Genomic DNA, 22,006 nt, shown 5'->3' with positions numbered 1-22,006 from the left:
AATAATATGAGCTTTAAGGCATTTAATGACGGATAACCATTTTTACCTTTTCATAATTTTCGCCATCATACAACTGCACCACATAAATCCCATTGGGCAGCTCCTGCAAATGATCCAGTTGCAAGGAGTTCATCCCGGTTCCGGCCATGTATTGTTTGTGCCAGACGGAATTGCCGCTCATATTGATCAGTCGGATGGATACATCGGCGATACGATCACTTATAAAACTAAGAGTGGCCGATTCCGCGACAGGATTAGGCCTTACCATTAATGCCGCGTACATGAGCAGCTTTACCAGGACGACACGGCTGAATACAGAATGCCCGTCTAAACTGACCTGCCTGATCCGGTAATAGACAAGAGGATGAATGCTACCGGTTCCGGGATCTGAATAGCTATAGTCATTAATGCTGCCGGAAGCCCGTTTATACGCTACCACGCCGGCAGTGGCAAAATTGTTACCGTCGAAACTTCTTTCTATGACATAATTCTGAATAGCCTCTTCGTTCGACACCTGCCAGCTAAGGGTACAATCTCCATTCTGATATAGGGCTGAAGCCGACAGGAACGCCGTTGCCAGTACGGCACAATTGATCGGGAATACCGGGGTCTGGCTCTGTGTAATAGCCAGATTTTGGGTGCCGGAGGCGCCTGCCGCAGCGTAGTACGTGATTCCCCCAAAGTTGGCATTGGCCGTAGTGCCCGCATCTCCCCCATTGACGGAAGAGGCCGCTAAGGCGCCATTGCTATAGATGAAGCCACCGCCACCGCCTCCGCCGGGGCCATGCTGCGCGCCACCTCCTGTATTGGACGAACCATCTGAACCATCAGCATACACGGTGACTCCCGAAAGACCGCTTCCTGTAAGGACCACCACGCTCCCGCCGCCACCACCTCCACCTGAGCCATCATTGGCCAGCTGGGTATTCGTATAAAGGCCGCTCGCATTAATAGTACCTGTACCGGTGATATTTCCTGCTGTGACCATGACGATCCCGCCGCCGGGCATACCGCTGCTGGATATGCCACTGCCGGGTGTGCCTCCGACAGGAGGACCATAAATACCGGTGCCGCCATCCGTGCTGCCCGCGCCGCCACCACCTCCCATGACTAACCGGGAAGGGCCGGCTTGCGCAAATATAGCGCCTGGTAGCCCGCCTGTAGCACGGGTATTTGTACTCCAACCATGACCGCCGATTCCACCGGCGCCACCATTACCTCCGCCTCCGCCTCCTGCGTTGTTGCTATTGCCGGTAGGAGTTCCGTCCGTCGCTCCCCCACCCGCATTAGCCGGGGCGCCCATGTTCATACTACCGCCCGGATAGCCTTCCACGATATTATCGAGGGCGGAACTTGCCCAATTATTATTAATATACCGGGGAGTGCCCGCGATGCCCTCTCCTTTGGATCCGTTGGCTTTTGCCGTAGTCAGGGCCATATAATCTGTATATACACCCGACCCTCCGCCGTTTTTGAACTGCTTGCCCCCGCCTCCCCGGAATCCTGCTCCCGACGCATCGATCGTCTTTCCATTCATATTAAGCGTTTGGGTGGCATGCAACACGACGACGCCTCCTGTTGCTCCATTCCACGCAGGTGGTGTTATCGTCGCCCCCAAGGTTAAATTGTAATATACGGGCACCCGGATGACCTGGAAGGTATATTGACCATTCGCACCATAAGCGGAACTTTGATAACTATTGACGAGGGCGGATTGAAGCGTAAGCGTTCTTACTCCCCCCGTCAGCGCCACTGCACTCGCAGCCACAACGTATTCCATTTTGCCTGCTAATAAATTGGCGTTGCTCAGATAACCACTCCCGGTAGATCCGTTACCATAAGCAAACGTGTTACTGGAGGTAATCTGCGCGCCCTGCATCTGGATAACTAATAAGATATCCAATGCGGCGATCGGAGCGGAGCCGACTGCATTACCTAAGGTAATGGATGTAGTGCCTGCGTTTGCACCTGCTGTACCGGGGTAGTAGGTATTGGCATAGGAATTGATAGTAGTAGTCGAAGAGCTCGGACAACTTTGTCCTTCCGCGGCCAAATGGGCCAGGACTGTTATCGTTATCAGGATGCAGGCAGGTACACAGACGTTGCCGCATTTTAACAAAGAAGGCTTTTTCATTGTACGGTTCGGATTTTAGGGGTAATGAATACTATATTCCAAGGGTATTTATAGTAAAGATAACCGCCTCTTCGGGCAATGGAAAGACTTAAGGGTAAGACCCTATGCGTTACTCCAACTATTACGAGGGTTGAATTTTACAGCCCCTCTTTTCATCTGCGGCTGTCTCCCATTGCATGACCTTCCCGTTCAATTCAAATAATATTCCGACATAAGAATGATCATAACCAACGGATGTTTTTTCTTGATTCCTATAACGAGCCCCCTGGTTGGAATTTATATTGGATTGGTCGATATGATTGCGACCCTTTCTTACTATACCCTAATTTGATGGATCATCAATCAATTTATGAAAATGAAAACAACTCTTTTACAGACTTCCCTGGGGAGCAGATGGCGCTTTGTTATCAGTATGCTCCTCGCTATCTTTTTAGGTGCGGCATCGCTGATAGGAAGCGGATTGATTCCCAGCCCGCATTTCTTTAGACTTTATTTCCCTTTTGAAAGCTGTATACTGCTCTTGTTGTCGACATGGCTGATGTACAGGCTGGATGGAGAGTCTCTGAGAACCATCGGACTGAATATCACTTTCCGGCATATGGTATTTTTGGCCGGCGGCCTGCTGTGCGGCGTCCTGGCATGGTACACATTCAGAGGGTTGATCGGCCTTCTACAGAGTGGCCAATGGGCTCATTTCAGTACTGATGCGTTCAGCAAAGGATCTTTAAAAAACCTATACTTTATACTGCCTACGGTTGTCGTGCAGGAGTTGATGTTCAGGGGTTATTTGTTTACCCGGACGATAAAACAGACCAATGTTGTTGCCGCCAATATCATTTTTGCCATTCTCTTTATGCTGGTGCATGTACTGGACCGGGACGTCTTAAAAAATCCGGGGCAAATGATCTTCCTGATCGCGGCGATCCCTGTGGGGCACCTGCTGTTTGCAACTGCCCTTCTGAAATCCCGCACCTTATATCTTTCGATAGGTTTGCATTGGGGGAACAACTGGGCTACTCAATATGTATCGTTTACGGATTCCGGTAAGGCCGATGCCGATCCTCATTGGGGAGGCTTTGTGATCTATTTGTCGTTGTTTTGTTTATTTTACCTGCTTTTAACCTGGCTGATGTACCGGATTAAATGGTGGGGGCCGGTATTCAAATACTGAATATCATGGAAGACTGCTTTTGAATGCGGGTTTTATGGTACCCTTGAAGAGAGCGCGGATAACTATTCAACCGGCCTTTCCTTTACTGATTTAATGAATTTGCCTTTTACATCAAAAATCAGGTCGAATTCATTTACTTCTGCTTCATAAATTCGATTGCCGTTCAGATCGGTGGAAGTAACAGCATCTGTTATTTTTTTCCCGGGATAGTGCATAACAATGTAGTCTTTAGCTTCCTTGGGTAACCCGGATGGATGAATTCTTGTTTCTGTTTTAAGAGCTTTCCCATCCGGCGTAATATAGATTATCATTTCCTTTTTCTGTTGATCGAATTCCGCAACGTAATTGCCTTCTTCTTTTGTCCAATACTCCGCTTTTGTGTTAGGATAAAGCGCTTTAAATTTTGATTTTACTGTTTCCGGAATAGATGATTCTTTAAGCTTTTCCTGCGCGTTTACACTAACCGCGGCAACATGAATAAAAGCAATAATCAAAAATAAGTTTCTCATATTATAATATTGAAATATTTAAAAAGGTTTTCTTTCTTTACCTGCATGGTCATACACCCTATTGTTGGTTGGCGTAATTATAATTGGTATCGCTTGGCTTATGTTTTACGACTCTCCCCGTTTTCCTATCCCTGGCACGACCAATTAAATAACCGGCACCGGCGCCTAAGGCAGCTCCAATACCTCCCCCTACCCATCGATTATTCTTATCTAAAAGCGCACCTGCTGCAGCTCCTGCGGCCCCACCAATAGTAGCGTCTTTAGCGGCAGCGCTCCATCCCTTTTTTGGTGGATTCTCCTGCTGAGACACATTAGTTGCAGGCTGATTCGCGATAGGGGAATTACTTGCATTATTAGCCGGTTCATTGCTTGGGGTATTCTGATTATCCTGTTTACCTCTACTTGCAACGTGCGAAGTTGAGTGTTTTGAAAGGACAATGACTGTATCTTTTATCACAACAGTATCCTTTTTGCCAGCCACGCTATTGGCGGGATTGGAGTTGCAACCTAAAAAAATGGTCGATAGTGTCAAAACATACAATACTAATTTCATTATATTTTTTTTAAGTATTAAATGGAGGCAATTCAAAGATTATGCCGCCTCATGATTTGGAAGTTCAAAAAAATGCACAACAAGCTGGATGAAAAGTAATTATATATAAACTAAATTTGTGCCAAAATTACATAGAGGGTATTCCTTGCTGTCCACTGATAGACGCACAAAAGTTGTTCTGGTACATGCGACCCAAAATGGGGCCAAACTTCCCCAAAATGGCCCAATGTCTATTAGTATGGTTCATAGTAGACGTTATTTAAGCTATCCAGCACTACAGGGGTAAAGCCGATGTTTGTAAACACTGGGTATTGTTTCCATAAATAGCCGTTGCGCTGATCAATGATATCTAGCGTCGAAAAGGACCAGGAGCTGTCGGGATTGTGGCTTTCGGTATAATACAGGTATCCTGGTGTTGGAACAAAACCACCGAAGAAAGATCGTTTTGTGTAGTGTGTCCAGCTGGTAGATCGGTCGCTGCTTTTGAATGCGGGTTATCGGGGATCAGTCATATTGTTGCTAAAGGTATCATTTTGATTTTATACTACAACCTTTACTTAACACCTGTTTCGCCATCGGGCGTGCGCCTCCATTTGAAATAAGCATCCAACACCTTTAACGAAGCAGCGCTTGGAACAGGACCAGTATGCGCAGTTTGGGAAAAGTACATCACCACGGGGTGAGCAGCGCTGAACGCAGGCCATGCAGGTGCTGCAGGACCATTGGGATCACTATACTTTGCAAAGTTTGTCCAATACGTGCCCATCGCATCCGAAATATCCAGGTCCGTTCTGCTTGTTTGTAGATTTGAGGTATCAAGCCTGCCGAATACATAAGCGACTTCCTGCCCATGAGGTGATCCATAGCCCGCATGAGTCGAGCCCACAGGATATTCAGGGTGCTGATCAAAATAATAATAAAAAACCTTCGATTTGCCTTTACTTGCCTGTAACGTTGCCCAACTCCAGGTATGCCAGCCAAATGCCGCGTCACGGGACAAATCACGGGCGGTTTTTGCAACTGTACCTGTGCCGGGTGGGTAAGCCTTAATAAGTTCATCAGCAAACTTCCCATAGCGGTTCTTTACGGCGGCAATGTAATCTTCAGGGGATTGGGGTGGTGAAAAGCTTGCGCCCTCATCGGAATTGTAGCCAACCAGTATAGGTGTTTCGTTATATTTTCCGGCTTCATAAAGTTTATACTGGTCATCAGGTATCACCCAGCCATCAACAATAGGCCATGCGAGTCCCTGCACCGCCGGAAGTTTATCAGCGTCTACCTTTCGCAAACTGGCAATCGACGAAAACCCGGCATCTTTAACGTAGGCTTCACCGGCAGCTTCAGCAACATGCAGGCTTTTCATATTTTCACCCGGAAAGGTCGTGGTACGTTTGGGGCCGAATGAGCCACCGCTTTCGGAGATGGCCCCTTGGAACAGCCCTTTAGCCAGGGGGCTTGCGCATAACATACTAACCGCGATACCACCTGCCGACTCACCGAAAATAGTTATCTTGCCTGGATCGCCCCCAAAGGCCGCTATATTGTCTTTAATCCATTTAAGTGCTGCTATCATATCCATCAGGCCATAGTTTCCTGAGACATGGTTTGGGCTTTCGCCACTTAATTCAGGGTGCACCAAAAACCCAAGCTGGCCCAGGCGATAGGCGATGCTTACGAGCACGACACCCTTTTTTGCCAGCTTTTCGCCGTTATAAGTCGGTTCAGCAGTGCCGCCAAAATTGAATGCGCCGCCATAGATCCATACAAGTACCGGAACTTTGTCATTCGGCGTCTTAGCCGGTGTCCAAACGTTCAGATACAGGCAATCTTCACTTTTTCCTGAAACAGAGTTGCCACCCTGCATTGGTTCCGGCGCAAATTTATTGGCCTGGCGTACGCCCTCCCATTTTGCAGCGCGCTGCGGGGCGCGCCAGCGCAATTCACCAACCGGGGGTGCGGCAAATGGAATGCCTTTATAAACTGTAAGGCTATTTTCCAAAGTCCCCTGTAGTAACCCTTCATTCACCTTAACGGGAGCAGGTTGTGCTTTAGCAACTACAACAACAAGCACTATAACAAGCATAAAAATCAAATGTCTCATAAAAATTATTTTCGATAATGATTCCGGATGTACAGCCGAAAAAAGTAATTTTACTGATATTCAATAAAGGGTACGTTAAATTTAAACATTAATATGTATAAATCAACCAAAACTGCTGTTGCAAAATTGTTTGCCATAAGCCTTTTAACCTCCGCCCTTTACACTACAGCCTCCGCCCAAAAGGATACAGCTTTAAAAATAAGCATGCCGGCTGCAGGTAAATTCCAAAATGGCAAACCTGCGGGCAAAGACTGGATGAATTTGCTGGATACTTCACTATGGAATACCGAAAATCAATATTGGCAGTTGAATAATGGCGTTCTGCATGGCGAAAGTAAGGAACAGGATCAGCATCACTATGGCTATACCAAAAAAATCTATACGAATTTTGAATTGAACGTGCTGATTAAAATGACCGGCAACGATGAAGCGAACTCTGGTGTTTGTATCCGTCTGCATCCGGCCAGTTTCGATATTGTACCTGGCTACCAAATAGACATGGGTAAAGGCTACTGGGGCTCGCTTTGGGAAGAGCGCCGCGCAGAAATGGTTCAAAAATACCCCGATTCACTGGCTGAAAAAGTTGTAAAAGCCAATGACTGGAACCACTATTACATTATCGCAAAAGACCATCATATACAGGCATGGCTGAACGGTGTTAAAACTGTCGACATTGTTCATGGCGAAGGCTTTTTAGATGGCAATATAGGTCTCCAGCTTTGCCATGGCAAACAGAGACATACGGTTATCGACGTGAAAGCTATGTATGTAAAAGAACTTTAAGGTTGGTAAATTAAACAATATATGGCTAACAAACATTTGCGTAACCTTTTTATTAAAACCCTGGCAATATTGTTTTTGTTTTTTTCAATGCAGGCAAAAGCCCAAAAAACAATGCCGGGTGATGTAGTAATAATTGCATCGAAAATATTAAATGAAAGCCGAACGGTATATATACATTATCCAAAGCCGGAAAGCAGTAACATAAATAAACGGTTTCCTGTTTTGTATTTAATGGATGGAGAAAGCCATTTTGATATGCTTGCCCAGTACGCTGATTACCTAGGCCGATGGGACGTTAAAGTAATACCACAGATGATAGTGGTAGGTATTCCCAATACCAAACGCACAAGGGATCTTACACCAACAGTGAGCATAATTAATTATTTTGGACTACCTGATACAAGTTCGACATCATGGATGAAGCCAAGCGGCGGAAATGAGGAGTTTTTACAATTTATTCACGAGGAGCTAATACCGTACATTGATTCAAAATATAAAACACTACCTTATAAAATATTGGCCGGTCATTCATTTGGGGGTATTTCCTCAATTAACTGTTTGCTTACTCACCCAGCAATGCCACTGCGCTGCTGGGTATGATCGGCGGTGAATGGCAGAAGATGACTGCCGGCTTGCCTTTTAGTTATACATTCATGGACGATGATTTCAATAATATGTACTTTGCGGATCAGCGAACGGGTAAGCTCTTTATGACATTTTCGATTTTCGCAATTTTCATTGCCTGTCTTGGGCTTTTTGGAATGATCAACTATGCAGCACAACAGCGGACAAGGGAGATCGGCGTCCGGAAAGTGTTGGGCGCAAGCGTAAGCAGGATTGTGGCGATGCTCTCCAAAGAATACCTCGGCCTGGTATCGATAGGAATGCTGATCGGTTTCCCCGTTGCCTGGTGGGTTATGCAAAAATGGCTCCAAAGCTTTGCCTACAGAACCCCGGTCGAATGGTGGATTTTTATAGTTGCCGGTTTGACAACCCTGGTAATCGCAATGGTTACTGTCGGGATGCAGGCTATCAAAGCAGCCGTTGCCAATCCGGCGGCAAGCCTCAAGACGGAGTGAACGGCCATACTCCATGCAGATCTTCAAAAAAATAGCAGTATATAAAGCACTGAAAGCGAACGTTCAGCCTATCCTGAAAAAATTAAATATAACTATTAATCGATGTCATGAAAATCTACTTTTTCATTCTGTGGCTTATAGGTGCTATGACCCAGAAAATTATCGCTCAGAAGAACATTTATACTTCTAATCAAAGGCAGGAAAAAAAAGGAAAGTATATAATTGATCTTCCCGACTTCGATCATAGTTTACTGCTTGAAGCGAAATCTGATACAACAGCAAATGTAAGTTTTGGCGATTTCGATGGTGATGGCCATCTTGATATTCTGTTAGTGAAAGGAAGACATTGGCCAATTGTTGACCGGGTCCTGCTCGGAGATGGCTCGGGCGGAATACAAAAGGCTTATAACCTCGGGAAGATCTCTGACCGTTCCTATACAGGCGGGTTGGCTGATTTTAATGGAGATGGCTTCCTTGATATTGCCGTTAGCAATGATGCCCCGGACCGGAAACTGGTTTATTTTAATGACGGGAAGGGCAATTTTACAGTTGGGTCTGAATTTGGGCTTCCTGAATGGCCGACACGGAATTTGTCCATCGCGGATATTAACGGCGACGGGTTACCGGATCTCATTTTGGCGAATAGAGGTGATTCGGGAAAAACATCGAATTATATCTGCTTGAACGGGGGAAAAGGACAGTTTACTGCTAATTGCATCGCATTCGCTCCATACCCTGCCACAACAATATACCCTGCGGATATGAATAAAGATGGTTTTATTGACCTTGTTGTGCCGCATCGTGACGGTGGCCAGAGTTATGTATACCTTGGCAGTTCAGATATGTCTTTCCCGGATGCGCATCGCATTCCATTCGGTCCATCTAACGCTACGATTCGTATGGCGGCAGTGGCAGATTTCAATGGAGATGGCTTACCTGACATTGTTACAATAGACGAATACAAAGGAGTAAATCTCTATTTTGGGCAAAAAGATCAAAGCTTTTCTGCAGGTATATCTTTAGCCGATTCAAAGATAGTCCCATACGCACTGGCAATAGCGGATCTGAATAATGATAAAAAAATGGATATCATTGTAGGCCACATAGAAGCACCCTCAACAGTATTTTTTAATACCGGGGAAGGGGGCAACTTTAAATCTGTTGCTTTTGGTGATTCAAAGGGTACTGTGTATGCCTTTTCAGTTGGAGATTTTAATGAAGACGGAATTCCTGACATCGCTGCTGCCCGCTCGGATGCTCCAAATATTTTGTACTTTGGCAATATCAAATCAAAAAACCGTAAATGAAAGGAAATGTGAGTTTAACCTTACGATTTTATTTTCAGATGATTTATCCCAGATTATTATCGTTCTTGTTTTATTTTCAATTGGCAGGTTTTGGTTTACAGGCACAAATGAACGGAAACTGGGGAGATCAGGGAAATGGAACCTATGTTAACCCTGTTCTTCCGGCAGATTACAGCGATCTTGATGCCATACGTGTGGGTGTTGATTATTACGCCATATCTTCTACTATGCAATTTTCGCCTGGCATGGTGGTACTTCATTCCAAAGATCTCGTAAACTGGGAAATTACCGGCCATGTGGTTGACGACCTTCCCCGAATAAGCCCGGAATTGAATTGGGACCGGATGAACTGTTACGGCAAAGGTATTTGGGCAGGCTCGATAAGGTATTATAAGAATAAGTTTTGGGTATATTTCGGGACACCGGATGATGGTTTTTTTATGAGTTCTGCCACAAATCCCACAGGCCCCTGGGAACCTCTTCATCAATTATGGAAGGTAAACGGATGGGACGACTGCTGTACGTTTTGTGATGACGATGGCCAGTTATATTTTATGGCGACCAATTTTGCGCCTGATCCGAAAAACAATAAAAAGTACAACATTCATCTATTTAAAATGGCGCCCGATGGAAGAAGCCTGGTCCCGGAATCCGACTCCATTATTCATCAATCGGAGGGAAGTGAAGCCAATAAGCTATATAAGATCAATGGACAATATTACCACTGTTTCAGCGAAGTGAAACCAGAAGGGCGGGTGATCATGATGGAGCGTTCGAAAAACATTTATGGTCCCTGGGAAATCAGGCAATTAAACCACGTGGATAAGAAGCTTGATAAAGAACCGAACCAGGGTGGATTATTACAGACGCCAACAGACAAGTGGTATTTTCTCACCCACCATGGCAGCGGAGATTGGGAAGGACGCGCAGCCAGTCTTTTGCCTGTTCACTGGATAAACGGGTAGCCGATCATTGGTGAACCCGGTGCTGATACAATAGGCCGTATGGTTTGGACTGGTTCCAAACCAATAACCTATAAAAGGAAGCTTTCCATTAAAAGCAGTGATGAATTCAATTCGAACCGGTTGAACGTTCAATGGGAATGGAACTATCAACCACGAGCCGATAAATGGTCGATAACCAAACACAACGGTTTTCTTCGGCTTTATGCTTTTACGCCCATTCGTTCAGACACTAAAAGCCCCGTTATACTTCAGGCGGGAAACACCATCACGCAACGCAGTATGCGTACATCTTCCAATGTTGCAACCGTAAAAATAGACATTAGCCATATGGCTTATGGCCAATTTGCCGGATTGACACATTTTTCAACCACTGGCTATAGTTTATTTGGTATCAGACAAGAAAATGAGATTCGTAATATAGTATATCTAAGCAATGGAAAAGATACTTCAGGGATAAGGATTAAAGGGAAATCTATCTGGCTCCGGTCAACATGGGATGCCAACGGAATTAATCGTTATGCATTTAGTATGGATGGTAAATCGTATCAACCTTTTGGGGATACTTATCCATTAACCTGGGGCAGTTACCGCGGAGACCGTATCGGGATTTTTAATTTCAACAGTAAAGAAGATAGGGGATATGTGGATGTAGACTGGTTTCGATATGATTATGGGAAGTGATAATATTGAAATGGCAAAAGAAAGATCATAAACTATAATACCCTCTACAGTTAATTAAATCATCTCATATGGAGGAATTGACAGAACAAGAACTTCATCGGATTTTTTCATGGCTTCCATTTAGACAAGATTGGCCGGTTGACCGGAATCATAAGGAAGACAATATAACCACCTATTATGGCGGACTTATTAAAGATTTAACGCAAAACAACTTATTCGATACGTATTATTCCGAAGATGGAGGCCTTGGCAATTATCTGGAATTCATTTGTTATCCACAAGGACATAACGAATATGAAGGGAACGCCATCTTGGTTTGTGTTAACTTATGTTCACCTATCGCTGCATATGGTCAAATCGAATTTTACAAAACACCTGACAGTTTAGGTTGGGGGTTGTTTAGTCCAGACATGGTGGGGAAAGTTTCAGACGAACAACTGAAGGGCATTGAAAAAGAGATATATGAGATTATGGAAACAGGCGGCCTTAAGATGATTGACCAGGAATTTGCCAGTCGACGTTTGCCAAAGGAAATCGCAGCGAATCTAAAAGATGAAAATCATAATATAGGAGAGCAATATTTACACGGCTTATTTCAAAAAACGGACTGACGAACACAGGATTTGAAACCAATATAAATAAATTTAGTAGTATGTTTCCGAATTTTCTGAAATTACTATAAGAAAATCAATCATATTGTTCCTCTTTTTTGCATTCGCATCACTTATCTTTGCTAAATTTTTGCAATCCCGAAATTTCATAGTATTATTATCCCTGTTACCGATTTCACGCCCTAACCCCCTATGCCCAAAATAAGCATCATAGTTTCGTTATTGCTTCTCGCACTAACAGGGTCAGCACAACTGCCTGTTCTTCAATGGGCCAAAGCTTTTCAGCCTGACAATAATTACAACCTCAACGTTTATAACAATGGCCGGGCGATAGGAGTAGACAAACAAGGAAACGTTTACTCCGCCGGTCTTTTTTCCAATACTGTTGACATGGATCCAGGTGCCGGCGTGTATGACATGACCGGTGGCGACCCCAATAAATTTGGCATCTTCATTTCCAAGCTGGATGCTAACGGCAATTTTGTTTGGGGAAAGCAAGTTCCAACAAACGTTGAGTTTGCAGAGATCGATCTTAAAGTCGACAAAGAGGGCAATGTATATGTTGCATCTCAAATTATGAGCCCGGCCGATATGGATCCGGGTCCAGGTGTTCTAATGATGAGTCCCACCGGTTTTAAAGACGCTTTTGTTATTAAACTTAATACCAACGGTGATATGTTATGGGTAAAGAAGTTCGGAGGCCCGGGAGATACAGGAGCCGAATCGACAAAAATAGAGATTGACAAAGATAATAATGTGATCTTATGCGGCTTGTTTAATAATACTGTAGATTTCGACCCCGGCCCCGGCACCTTCAATCTTACATCTACTGCCCACATCCAGACATTTATCGTCAAACTAAATAGCAGTGGCGATCTTATCTGGGCAACGCAATTTGGTACCTCTCCGGTGGTGTACAGTGGATCGTGTATATTAGATGTAAAATGTGACGGACAGGGGAATATTTATACTACTGGCTACTTTACGGGCGCTTGCGATTTTGACCCGGGATCCGGGGTCTATACGGTGACGGCGAACAGCCTCAAGAATGGTTTTATTGCCAAACTATCCCCCGGCGGCGCCCTTGTATGGGCCGACAGACTTGCTAATACGACAAATGATTCCTATGACATGATAACGCCAAGAGCGATTTCAATTGACGGAATGGGTAATATCGTTGCTACCGGATGGTTTAACGGCACCTTTGATTTTGACCCGGGCTCAGGCGTCAGTGCTGTTACCAGCGCAGGCAGTGATGACTGTTATATCCTTAAAATTACTGCAGATGGAGGTTTTATATGGGTAGAAAGGATCGGGGGCACCCTCTCCGATACAGGCAATGACCTGGCCTTGGACAATGACAATAACATTTACATATGCGGGTCCTTTGGACCTACGGTTGATTATGACCCCGGTCCAGGCGATCATACGGTCAATTCGCCCGGTTATGGTCCAAGCGCCATCGTAAAACTGCAATCCAATGGAGATTTTATATATGCCGCGCTTTTTGAAAGTGGAAACAGCAGCACTTTATTCAGGCGTATGGCTGTAGATAATGCGCTGAACATTTATAGCGTGGGCTTCCTGTCCGGTTCAGAAGATTTTGACCCCGGGCCAGGTGTGTACACACTGACAACGTACGAGGAAAGCCCGTTTGTTTTAAAATTGGGGCCTTGCAGTAATGTAATCCAGTCTATATTGGACATAACGGACTGCAACAGCTACACATTAAACAATCAAACATACGATCGATCCGGGACCTATACCCAAACCGTTCCTAATAAGAATGGTTGTTATACGATTGTAACCCTGAACCTTACCCTTAACAAAAAGTTCACTCAGCAAACAAAAACTATTTGCGGCGGTGAATCCTTTTTTGCGGGCGGCGAAAAACAGAACAACCCAGGAACATACATCGATACACTGCAAACCTGGATGGGTTGTGATTCGATTGTTACCACCATATTATCGGTAAATCCAAAGCCTTCGCCTGATCTTGGCCCCGATAAATATTTGTGCAGCAACAGTCAGCTAAAGGTTACTCCCGGGTCATTTACTTCCTACTCCTGGCAGAACCTCAGCAATTCCAGTAATTATATCATTACTGCGCCAGGCACCTATTGGGTTGAGGTTTCCAACAGCTTCGGTTGTACCGCTACCGATACGATCGTAGTCCCGGGAATATCAGAAACACCATCCAACTTCCTGAAGGCAACTGATAGTGTTTGTATTAATGACGGCCTTGAAATTTTGCCTTTGATTCCGTACAGCAGCTATCAATGGTCGACTGGTGAAACTGCCGGTAAAATATATGTCCAGCAACCGGGTACTTATTGGCTCATGGTAACAAATACGGATGGATGTCCAGGGACCGAAAGCATCACCGTCTTCGAAAAAAAGTGCATAACGGATATTTATGTTCCATCAGCATTTACGCCTAATAACGACGGGCATAATGATGTTTTCAAACCTGCGATCTTTCGTGCTACTAAACAATATCGTTTTGTAGTTTATAACCGCTGGGGAGTGCAGGTGTTTCAAACGACTGACCCGCAAAAAGGGTGGAATGGCAATATCGCAGGAATCTCACAGCCAAATGGAACTTTTATCTGGACCTGTTATTATCAGTTCGAGGGCACAGAGCCGAAATATGCAAAAGGAACGGTAGTACTTATACGGTGATAGCCAGGAAATGGCAGCGCTTGAAATCCAGGTGCATTAAGTGACTTTGTTAAACTTATTCCGATAACCGGCAGGTGTAATACCTGCTATCCTCTTGAAAGTGCTGCGGAAAGCTCTCACATCGGCGTAGCCCACTTCATACATCACTTCGGTGATCTGTTTCATCGTAGATTCAAACTGCCGCTTGGCGGCTTCCATTTTTATACGCTGAATATAATCTGCGGGTGATAATTGGGTCGCCCTCTTAAAACGTCGTGAAAAATTGATCCGGTCCATCGCAAAACGGCCTGCGAGTTCATCCACCGTCAGCCGGTCGCCAATATGCAATTCAATGTAATCCTGTATGGTACGGATAGTGTCATCTTTGTGATCCTTCAAGCCCTCGAAGAGCATAAATGGCGACTGCGAGTTTCGGTCAATATCGATCTCGAGCACCTTTGCGCAATAAAGTGCCGCCTCCCGGCCATTGTACTTTTCAACGAGGTAAAGCGCCAGGTTCAGGCTCGAAACCGCGCCGCCGGCTGTATATATCCCTTGCTGGTCAGTAAGGATCTTATTGGTATGCAGATCCAGATCAGGAAACAGCCGACGGAAAGTACCCTCCGCCTTCCAGTGCGTGGCACAGGACTTACCTTCCAGCAAGCCGGTCGCTGCCAGCAAAAAGGCTCCGGTGCACAGACTGGCTACTTCCGCGCCGGCATGGTATTGCCGGACTACCCAATCAAGGGCCTCGCGACTTTTGCCGATCGCAAAATCGTCCCGCCCGCCAAAACCCGGCAGGATGATCAGCCCGGGCTTGTCGGCATCGTGGAGCTGCGCTACCTGCAGGCTGAAGAACCCGTTGAGCAGCGGCTGCCGCAGATTCGTACCGGCAATTCGCATCTGGAAATAAGGTTGATTTCCTTTGGTTTTGTGATACTCATTGGCTTTCTCAAACACTTCGATAGTTCGTTACCAGTCTGCCCTTGAAAGGATCAGAAATAATTATTCCAATAAAAGTTTGCTTGAGATCGCTTTTGAAACAGGGTATTATGATCACGCACACCTATCCAACGAAATCAGAAAGTATACAGGTTCTATCCCATCAGAATTGTAAATTGTCGCATTTTTCCAAAGTTTGATGGCAAACACAGTTGTAAGTTTGTAATCAAAAAATGAATGCAAAAATATTATTTGGCTCCTTAGCCATAATGGCCATTTTTTCTTACAACCTTCCTTCTCACAAAACAAATACAAAGATGAAACCACGCATAACCATTCTAACATTGGGAGTCGATGACCTGGAAAAGGCTTATAAATTTTATCACAACGGCCTCGGATTACCAAGCGCAGGGATTATAGGCAAGGAATTTGAACATGGAGCGGTCGCTTTTTTTGACTTGCAATACGGAATGAAGCTGGCTCTCTGGCCACGCAAGGACCTTGCATGGGATACCGGGCTTACCGGGACCCCACCCTGCGCAACAGAAATTTCTATCGGCTATAACGTCAGCAGCAGTGCAGAGGTAGATTCCGTTATGGAACTGGCGAAAAAGGCCGGGGCGAAAATATCCAAAGAAGCACAAAAAACATTTTGGGGGGGCTACGCCGGGTACTTTCAGGATCCTGACGGACACTTATGGGAAATAGCCTGGAACCCACAAATGATGCCTGTTGATTAGGAAGCCCCGCCCCCGGAATTTAAACAGTAAAAATAACATCCCCACGCCCGGTGTGCGGAATCCGCCCAGTGAATACCGGAAAGATGATTAATGAACCGGGCCCACTCCTGCAGTAGTTTGAATTATTTTTTGAATAGTTCCATCAGGATTATAGTTCATATAATCTACACAGATAGACCGCCTGTAGCTGCCTCCGGTAGGCAATGATCCATTGTGATAAAAGAAATAGGATTTCCCTTTGTAGTCAATTATTCCCGGATGGGTGGTAAAGCTGTTGGGCACGTTTTCCTGTATGATACCTTTATAATACCAAGGGCCAGTCGGGCTGGAAGAGGTACAGTATTCAATCATTTCGGGCTTTGTACCAGCGCTTGCATAAACAAGGTAGTAGATACCGTTACGTTTATAAACCCAGGGGCCCTCGATATAATGCAATGGCTTAAACGTTGTGATCGGTCCATCCATTTCGATCATGTTCTCTTTCAGTTTTACCCATTTGCAGCTGCCGTTGCCCCAGAACAGGTAGGCCTGTCCATCGTCATCTATAAACTCGGTTGGATCTATATCATCCCATCCATACTTCATATCAGTGGTCATTTCATTGATAATAAGTGCTTTCCCGATAGCATCTTTAAAAGGGCCTGTTGGCCTGTCTGAAACAGCCACTCCAATTGCAGCTCCTCCATTACTGATACTGTCTTTTTTATGAAAAGTGGCAACAAACCAGTAAAACTTTCCATTTCTTTCTATACACTGTGCTGCATAAGCATCTCCTGTCCCCCACGAAAAAGTTTGCGGAGAAAGTAATGCACCATAATCTTTCCAGGTTACCATATCTGTGGTTGAAAACACATGCCAATCAGGCATTTTGTAATTAGTTGCCGAAACAGAGGCTGTATCGTGGCCCGTGTATAAAAATAACGTGTCATTATACACAATAGGCGCAGGATCGGCCGTAAAAATATGCCTGATAATAGGGTTTTGCGCCTTAAGTTTATTAATTGCTACACAACCGGTGAATGCAATTAGTATTACAAATTTGAGTTTCATTTTTTTAATTTAGTTCTGTTAAATTTCATTCCATCCATTCAGAATAGCTTTTAATCTTTAAACAGCAGGGGTGCTAACTCGTGTAAACTACGGCGCCATGTAAGAAACTCATGAGCTGTGTTTTCAGAAACATAAGAAACAGCATTATATCCGGCAGCTTTTAATGCAGCAGCTGCATTCCTGACGCCATCGGGTCTTTCTTTACTTCCACAACTCAGAAAAATAAGTTTTACTTTCGATTTGTCTTTTATTTCCTCAGGACTATAAATGCCACCACTTAATAGAGCATAGTATGAAAACACATCTGGTTTGTTGAGTGTTATGGTATGCGTTTCCATACCTCCCATCGAAAGGCCGGCCATGGCACGATGTGATTGGTTTGCAATTGTTCGGAAGTTTGCATCAACGTAAGGAATAAGTTGATCCACAAGTACAGTTTGAAAGGAATCAATTTTAAAATTCCTTATTCCTCCCATTTTAACGTCGTTTGTCATTCCATACGTCATCACAATAATGAACGGTTTTATTGTGCCTTCTGCAATCATGTTATCAATAATAAGATTGGCATGACCCTGGTTGCTCCATGCAGTTTCATCCTCTCCCCAGCCATGCTGCAGGTATAATACCGGGTATTTTATTGATATATCTTTTTCATAACCAGGTGGTGTGTAGACAAAAGCCCGGCGTGAGGTATTAGTACTTGGAGAAGGAAAAAGTATTTGCTGCACATTTCCATGAGGAACATTTTTTAACGCATAAAAATCCTGGTCATGCGCAGGTATCTCAATACCGCTTTCCCAACGAATAGAGCCGTAGTAATTTTTTGCCCCTGGATCATTAAATTTTCCGCCGTCAATTTTTAGGTTATAATAGTGAAAACCTTCATCCATCGGCCCTTCGGTAGTGCCCATCCATGAACCATCTTCTGCTTTTTCAAGTTTGGTGCCGCCTCTTCCGCCCAAACCAAGGCTTACCCTGACACTATCAGCAGAAGGAGCAATAATCTTAAATCTTGCATAGCCCTGCGAATTTACCTTCGGATATTCCTGTCCGGGTTGATTAAGCGTGGAAGGTTTAAAATCTTCGGTTACAGCGGGCTGAGTTTGAGCAACGCTATTGCCGCTTATGAACGCGATTGATAAAACTATGGCTAACAATTTGGCCTTCATTTTTTAATTTTTTGAGTTGTATTTTTTCAATAATAGATTGCACCGGATTTATTTTCGGATAATGGTTACCTTAATCTGTGTGAAGGAATGTGAAGGAAATGTACAGGACAGTTTATTATCCCTAATGTCAATCACCTTTTTTACAGGGACATATTGATCTTGCTTATCAAATTCAAATGGTTTCACCAAATCTGTTTCGCTAACAAGCGTAGACTCTGCTTTTCCTGAAAACATACCTGAAGTGCTTAAAATCTCAGCGGTGATATCTTTGTCTTTATGCCTGTTAACCACATTAATGAAAACCGTATTGGTTTCCTTTGAAAAAGTGGTAGTAACATCCAGGTAAGGGATACCGTTGTATTTTTCTGTATTGAAAGTATCACATTGCACGTAGGTATCAACAGATTTACCAAGGCAGTTATTTGAAAAAAGTTTGAATGTATGGAATAAGGGAGACCTGTAAGTGCCTTTTTGGGGATCGTTTGCCAGCAGGGATGTCATCATGGTAAAGTTGGCCATTTTTACCACATCTGCATGACGGACAAAAGAATTAAATGATTGTGCAACAGGCAATACATTCAAAAAACTTCTGCCAAAAGCTCCCCACTCATCTACTGACAGGTAAATGGGATTTTTAAGCCCCTCGGTTGCAGAAACCGCCTTGATTTCTCCTGCAGTTATATTAATCCGTTCCTCAAAGATCCTGGCACTGGCGCCAATATAACTGTAATAGTCGGTGGAGTTTTCCCAATAACTGTGAATGGAAAGATATTTAATTTTATCACCGATCCCTTTAAGTACTTTGCGGTTCCATTCATCCCATTCACTTTGACTGTACCAGGAAGAACCGCAACCTACAAATTCAATAGAATTGTCAATTGCTTTCATTGCTTTTGCGGCCTCCCTTGCTGCTTCAACATAATCTTCCGCATTTTTATGACCTAACTCCCATGGCTTACCGTCAACTTCATTTCCAAGGTCCCAAATTTTTACATGGTAGGGTTCTTTCTGCCCATTTTTTATTCTTAAATCCGAATAAAAAGTACCGCTTTTGTAATTGCAATATTCCACCCAGTATGCTGCATCCATAATAGTACCCAACCCCAGGTTTGCACACAGAATATTTTCACTACCTATCGATTTATTAAGCTTAAACCATTCGTCAGTCCCTACCTGGTTATTGTCAATCCCCCCCCATGCCATGTTTATTCTTGCCGGACGCTGGTTTTTTGGACCAATTCCATCCTGCCAGTTATATCCCATCAGAAAATTGCCACCAGGCCAACGCATATTTGTTACTTTGAGCTCCCTCATAGCTTCTATATAATTTTTTTTGAAGCCATTTTCATCTGAAAGAGGAGATAAGGGGTCGTAAAGTGTACCATAAAGTGTATTAATCACTGGCGAATCAGGCAAGCCTCTCCTTCCGCTAATTTGAATCGGTTCCATAAAAACGCCATATATTTTAGGATCAATTTCCCCAATCGTTCTGTCAATATCAACTTTGATTGTTGCCGTTTGGGCTATCAGGCCAAAGGGAAGAATAAGCAAAAAAAAGGTAACCAGCTTTTTCATATAGATATTTTATGTCCGATAATCGTTATAAGTAAAGTGTCCTGAAAATAAGCTGGCGGATCCTACTAAACTACCAAAATACAACAATGGTGATTTTTAAACATGCTGCTATGGATAGAAACGAACGTCCGGCTGTAGCTGTTGTTGGTGGTGGGAGACCGGCGTCGCGGGCACAAAAAAACCCATCAAATCCCCTGATTTGATGGGTTCGAACGTAAATGTGACTCGCTCGTTCATATCGACAGTGAAAAATACCCTCATGTCAACAACTGCTCGAAAAAAGCCCCGACCCCATTCGCGCGGTCGATAAAATGCATCTCCAGTATCCAGTGCCGGCTGTTGCCGGCTGAGTCTTTCCCAAACATATCCTGGCGATTCTCCGGATGGATGTCCAGCCCCCAATTTCCGGGGCCCAGCTGCTCGTGCGGGAATGGCCCGACGATATGCCCGGCTATCTCCCCGCCGTACTCATAACCGTATCGCGCCGCAAGCCCGATAATATACTCATAAAAGGCCGCGCCTGTTAACCCGCGTTCACAGTCTTCCCCCCTTCTTTCCCCAAACCATGCATTGGCCTGTTGCCATGCAGCCTCCGTATCCCGTTTGATCTTCAATTTCAAAGGATCATGCCCAAGCACAAACGTCCTTGCCACATCTGCCTCATGTCCGTAAACTATCGGCCCAAAATCCACGATCACGATATCATCTTCCTGTATCACAAGATCCGGCGGATTACCGCTGTATGGCTGCAGTGTATTGATACCGGCCCGCACGATCTTCTTGTGCCAGAACGCTTCGATGCCGAAACCCTCCCGCGCAAGCCCAACGATCTCCCCGATCAACTCACTCTCGGATTTTCCCGCTACCACAAACCCTCCTTCCCCGATCGCTTCAAACAATTCTTTCGCCTTTCCCTGAGCAAAGGTCAACTTGTATTTCGTATCGTCTTCTACACTTAACGTATTGGGCAGATTCATATGACTTCATTTTAATACAAAATAAACAAAATCAATTAATACCAATAAATACTTAATTTGTATCTATTAATAACAAAATATACATAAATGGATATTCAAACACTAAAGACATTTATACGACTTTCCGAAACCTTACACTTCACAAAGACCTCGGAACAGATTCCAATAGCACAGCCCGCGCTCAGCCGCAAAATAAAAGACCTGGAGCGGTCCATCGGCGCGCCCCTCTTCAAACGCAACAAACGGAACGTCGCTCTCACTCCCGCGGGCGTCTTCTTTAAGAAGGCTGCTCAACAAGCCATCGACCAACTCGAACACGCCATTGATCGAACCCGCCAGATCCACAACGGCCTGGCCGGCGAGATCCGGATAGGCTATACTCATTCCATCGTACAAATGATCCTCCCCAAAATAATCAAGGCCATCCATGCCGAATTCCCCGACGTACAAACGATCCTGAGAGAAATGAGCAACAACGAGCAGTACAAAGATCTCACTGAACAAAAGATAGACATCGGTTTCGCAACCAATCCCATCGTCCCGGATAACCTCAAGAGCGAAGTCTTCTTTGAAGACCTCTTTGTCCTTGTTCTCCCAAAAACTTACCCGCTCCCAAAAGAAAAATTCAGGAACATCGCCGCATTTGCCCATGAAAAATTCATCCTTCCTCATGAAGTCGAGGGCAGCGGCTACCTGCACACGGTGAAGTCCATTTGTCTTGACGCGGGCTTTTTCCCGAATGTAGTCCACCACACCTCCTCCGTAAATTCGGCGTTTCGGTTAGTAGAAGCCGGCTTGGGGATCACCATAGAACCAAAGGCATCGCTGTCCGGCCAAAACCTCGCCATAAAATTTATTGAAATGAACAAGATTCCCCAAAAAGCCCAGTCGGTCTGCCTGTGGAATGACAACACCGAACTCGAACATATCCAAATCCTGAAGTTGATCCGGAAAATTATAAATGGTTGACGGCCCAGGCGGTTTGGACATGGCGAAAG

At 44.6% G+C, this 22,006-nt stretch carries 20 protein-coding genes; 11 read left to right on the top strand and 9 right to left on the bottom strand.

Annotated features, from left to right (window positions below; all coding sequences use genetic code 11):
- Nucleotides 1-22: 22 nt before the first annotated feature.
- Nucleotides 23-2,134 (bottom strand): T9SS type A sorting domain-containing protein, encoded by a 2,112-nt coding sequence (locus ACX0G9_RS12525; protein ID WP_459065250.1) that lies wholly within the window; start codon nucleotides 2,132-2,134, stop codon nucleotides 23-25.
- A 355-nt stretch (nucleotides 2,135-2,489) separates the two neighbouring features.
- Between ACX0G9_RS12525 and ACX0G9_RS12520 the strand changes: the two genes are divergently transcribed.
- Complete coding sequence (locus ACX0G9_RS12520) at nucleotides 2,490-3,305, top strand: CPBP family intramembrane glutamic endopeptidase (protein WP_459065249.1); 816 nt, start codon at nucleotides 2,490-2,492, stop codon at nucleotides 3,303-3,305.
- A 62-nt stretch (nucleotides 3,306-3,367) separates the two neighbouring features.
- Here the strand turns inward: ACX0G9_RS12520 and ACX0G9_RS12515 are convergent, their stop codons facing one another.
- From ACX0G9_RS12515 to ACX0G9_RS12505, 3 genes are all read right to left on the bottom strand, one after another.
- Complete coding sequence (locus ACX0G9_RS12515; protein WP_459065248.1) at nucleotides 3,368-3,814, bottom strand: PepSY-like domain-containing protein; 447 nt, start codon at nucleotides 3,812-3,814, stop codon at nucleotides 3,368-3,370.
- 58 nt (nucleotides 3,815-3,872) lie between these two features.
- The gene (locus ACX0G9_RS12510) at nucleotides 3,873-4,367 is read right to left on the bottom strand and encodes a glycine zipper 2TM domain-containing protein (RefSeq protein WP_459065247.1); all 495 of its coding nucleotides are present in this window, start codon (nucleotides 4,365-4,367) and stop codon (nucleotides 3,873-3,875) included.
- Between the two features lie 553 nt (nucleotides 4,368-4,920).
- The gene (locus ACX0G9_RS12505) at nucleotides 4,921-6,468 is read right to left on the bottom strand and encodes a carboxylesterase/lipase family protein (RefSeq protein ID WP_459065246.1); all 1,548 of its coding nucleotides are present in this window, start codon (nucleotides 6,466-6,468) and stop codon (nucleotides 4,921-4,923) included.
- 93 nt (nucleotides 6,469-6,561) lie between these two features.
- Between ACX0G9_RS12505 and ACX0G9_RS12500 the strand changes: the two genes are divergently transcribed.
- From ACX0G9_RS12500 to ACX0G9_RS12465, 8 genes are all read left to right on the top strand, one after another.
- Nucleotides 6,562-7,251, top strand: coding sequence for a 3-keto-disaccharide hydrolase (locus tag ACX0G9_RS12500; RefSeq protein ID WP_459065245.1), 690 nt, complete (start codon nucleotides 6,562-6,564; stop codon nucleotides 7,249-7,251).
- 21 nt (nucleotides 7,252-7,272) lie between these two features.
- The gene (locus ACX0G9_RS12495; RefSeq protein ID WP_459065244.1) at nucleotides 7,273-7,851 is read left to right on the top strand and encodes an alpha/beta hydrolase; all 579 of its coding nucleotides are present in this window, start codon (nucleotides 7,273-7,275) and stop codon (nucleotides 7,849-7,851) included.
- Between the two features lie 20 nt (nucleotides 7,852-7,871).
- Nucleotides 7,872-8,330 carry an ABC transporter permease gene (locus ACX0G9_RS12490; protein ID WP_459065243.1) on the top strand — a complete coding sequence of 153 codons (459 nt, stop codon included), beginning with the start codon at nucleotides 7,872-7,874 and terminating at the stop codon, nucleotides 8,328-8,330.
- A 107-nt stretch (nucleotides 8,331-8,437) separates the two neighbouring features.
- Nucleotides 8,438-9,637: an FG-GAP repeat domain-containing protein gene (locus ACX0G9_RS12485; protein ID WP_459065242.1), complete on the top strand. Its 1,200-nt coding sequence runs from the start codon at nucleotides 8,438-8,440 to the stop codon at nucleotides 9,635-9,637.
- A complete protein-coding gene (locus tag ACX0G9_RS12480) occupies nucleotides 9,634-10,602 on the top strand; it encodes a glycoside hydrolase 43 family protein (RefSeq protein WP_459065241.1) in 969 nt (322 codons plus the stop codon). The genes ACX0G9_RS12485 and ACX0G9_RS12480 overlap by 4 nt, the downstream gene beginning before the upstream one ends.
- Before the next feature lie 39 nt (nucleotides 10,603-10,641).
- A complete protein-coding gene (locus ACX0G9_RS12475; protein WP_459065240.1) occupies nucleotides 10,642-11,283 on the top strand; it encodes a beta-xylosidase family glycoside hydrolase in 642 nt (213 codons plus the stop codon).
- Between the two features lie 68 nt (nucleotides 11,284-11,351).
- On the top strand, nucleotides 11,352-11,894 hold the full coding sequence (locus tag ACX0G9_RS12470) for a hypothetical protein (protein ID WP_459065239.1): 543 nt from the start codon (nucleotides 11,352-11,354) through the stop codon (nucleotides 11,892-11,894).
- 192 nt (nucleotides 11,895-12,086) lie between these two features.
- The gene (locus ACX0G9_RS12465; RefSeq protein WP_459065238.1) at nucleotides 12,087-14,576 is read left to right on the top strand and encodes a T9SS type B sorting domain-containing protein; all 2,490 of its coding nucleotides are present in this window, start codon (nucleotides 12,087-12,089) and stop codon (nucleotides 14,574-14,576) included.
- Nucleotides 14,577-14,612: 36 nt separating this feature from the next.
- Here the strand turns inward: ACX0G9_RS12465 and ACX0G9_RS12460 are convergent, their stop codons facing one another.
- A complete protein-coding gene (locus ACX0G9_RS12460) occupies nucleotides 14,613-15,515 on the bottom strand; it encodes a GlxA family transcriptional regulator (protein WP_459065237.1) in 903 nt (300 codons plus the stop codon).
- A gap of 299 nt (nucleotides 15,516-15,814) precedes the next feature.
- On the opposite strand from ACX0G9_RS12460, the gene ACX0G9_RS12455 reads away from it, so the two are divergent.
- Nucleotides 15,815-16,237, top strand: a complete 423-nt coding sequence (locus tag ACX0G9_RS12455; RefSeq protein WP_459065236.1) for a VOC family protein — start codon at nucleotides 15,815-15,817, stop codon at nucleotides 16,235-16,237.
- An 87-nt stretch (nucleotides 16,238-16,324) separates the two neighbouring features.
- On the opposite strand, the gene ACX0G9_RS12450 is transcribed toward ACX0G9_RS12455, so the two are convergent.
- The 4 genes from ACX0G9_RS12450 to ACX0G9_RS12435 all read right to left on the bottom strand — a co-directional run bounded on the left by ACX0G9_RS12450 (nucleotide 16,325) and on the right by ACX0G9_RS12435 (nucleotide 21,008).
- A complete protein-coding gene (locus tag ACX0G9_RS12450) occupies nucleotides 16,325-17,287 on the bottom strand; it encodes a glycoside hydrolase family 43 protein (protein ID WP_459065235.1) in 963 nt (320 codons plus the stop codon).
- A 50-nt stretch (nucleotides 17,288-17,337) separates the two neighbouring features.
- On the bottom strand, nucleotides 17,338-18,456 hold the full coding sequence (locus ACX0G9_RS12445) for an alpha/beta hydrolase-fold protein (protein WP_459065234.1): 1,119 nt from the start codon (nucleotides 18,454-18,456) through the stop codon (nucleotides 17,338-17,340).
- A gap of 48 nt (nucleotides 18,457-18,504) precedes the next feature.
- The gene (locus ACX0G9_RS12440) at nucleotides 18,505-20,031 is read right to left on the bottom strand and encodes an alpha-L-arabinofuranosidase C-terminal domain-containing protein (RefSeq protein ID WP_459065233.1); all 1,527 of its coding nucleotides are present in this window, start codon (nucleotides 20,029-20,031) and stop codon (nucleotides 18,505-18,507) included.
- A gap of 257 nt (nucleotides 20,032-20,288) precedes the next feature.
- Entirely contained in the window at nucleotides 20,289-21,008 is a 720-nt protein-coding gene (locus ACX0G9_RS12435) for a M24 family metallopeptidase (RefSeq protein ID WP_459065232.1), read from the bottom strand.
- 87 nt (nucleotides 21,009-21,095) lie between these two features.
- Here ACX0G9_RS12435 and ACX0G9_RS12430 point away from each other — a divergent pair, with 87 nt between their 5' ends.
- A complete protein-coding gene (locus tag ACX0G9_RS12430; RefSeq protein WP_459065231.1) occupies nucleotides 21,096-21,977 on the top strand; it encodes a LysR family transcriptional regulator in 882 nt (293 codons plus the stop codon).
- The last annotated feature ends 29 nt before the right edge of the window (nucleotides 21,978-22,006 follow it).

Source organism: Flavitalea flava (assembly GCF_054461575.1).
This window is presented reverse-complemented; position numbering and strand designations above follow the sequence as displayed.

Coding starts and splice junctions, on each gene's coding strand:
- ACX0G9_RS12485 (WP_459065242.1), top strand. CDS start 8,438: ATGAAAATCTACTTTTTCATTCTGTGGCTTATAGGTGCTATGACCCAG.
- ACX0G9_RS12490 (WP_459065243.1), top strand. CDS start 7,872: ATGACTGCCGGCTTGCCTTTTAGTTATACATTCATGGACGATGATTTC.
- ACX0G9_RS12515 (WP_459065248.1), bottom strand. CDS start 3,814: ATGAGAAACTTATTTTTGATTATTGCTTTTATTCATGTTGCCGCGGTT.
- ACX0G9_RS12470 (WP_459065239.1), top strand. CDS start 11,352: ATGGAGGAATTGACAGAACAAGAACTTCATCGGATTTTTTCATGGCTT.
- ACX0G9_RS12440 (WP_459065233.1), bottom strand. CDS start 20,031: ATGAAAAAGCTGGTTACCTTTTTTTTGCTTATTCTTCCCTTTGGCCTG.
- ACX0G9_RS12495 (WP_459065244.1), top strand. CDS start 7,273: ATGGCTAACAAACATTTGCGTAACCTTTTTATTAAAACCCTGGCAATA.
- ACX0G9_RS12475 (WP_459065240.1), top strand. CDS start 10,642: ATGGTTTGGACTGGTTCCAAACCAATAACCTATAAAAGGAAGCTTTCC.
- ACX0G9_RS12500 (WP_459065245.1), top strand. CDS start 6,562: ATGTATAAATCAACCAAAACTGCTGTTGCAAAATTGTTTGCCATAAGC.
- ACX0G9_RS12505 (WP_459065246.1), bottom strand. CDS start 6,468: ATGAGACATTTGATTTTTATGCTTGTTATAGTGCTTGTTGTTGTAGTT.
- ACX0G9_RS12480 (WP_459065241.1), top strand. CDS start 9,634: ATGAAAGGAAATGTGAGTTTAACCTTACGATTTTATTTTCAGATGATT.
- ACX0G9_RS12520 (WP_459065249.1), top strand. CDS start 2,490: ATGAAAACAACTCTTTTACAGACTTCCCTGGGGAGCAGATGGCGCTTT.
- ACX0G9_RS12510 (WP_459065247.1), bottom strand. CDS start 4,367: ATGAAATTAGTATTGTATGTTTTGACACTATCGACCATTTTTTTAGGT.
- ACX0G9_RS12430 (WP_459065231.1), top strand. CDS start 21,096: ATGGATATTCAAACACTAAAGACATTTATACGACTTTCCGAAACCTTA.
- ACX0G9_RS12450 (WP_459065235.1), bottom strand. CDS start 17,287: ATGAAACTCAAATTTGTAATACTAATTGCATTCACCGGTTGTGTAGCA.
- ACX0G9_RS12455 (WP_459065236.1), top strand. CDS start 15,815: ATGAAACCACGCATAACCATTCTAACATTGGGAGTCGATGACCTGGAA.
- ACX0G9_RS12525 (WP_459065250.1), bottom strand. CDS start 2,134: ATGAAAAAGCCTTCTTTGTTAAAATGCGGCAACGTCTGTGTACCTGCC.
- ACX0G9_RS12465 (WP_459065238.1), top strand. CDS start 12,087: ATGCCCAAAATAAGCATCATAGTTTCGTTATTGCTTCTCGCACTAACA.
- ACX0G9_RS12435 (WP_459065232.1), bottom strand. CDS start 21,008: ATGAATCTGCCCAATACGTTAAGTGTAGAAGACGATACGAAATACAAG.
- ACX0G9_RS12445 (WP_459065234.1), bottom strand. CDS start 18,456: ATGAAGGCCAAATTGTTAGCCATAGTTTTATCAATCGCGTTCATAAGC.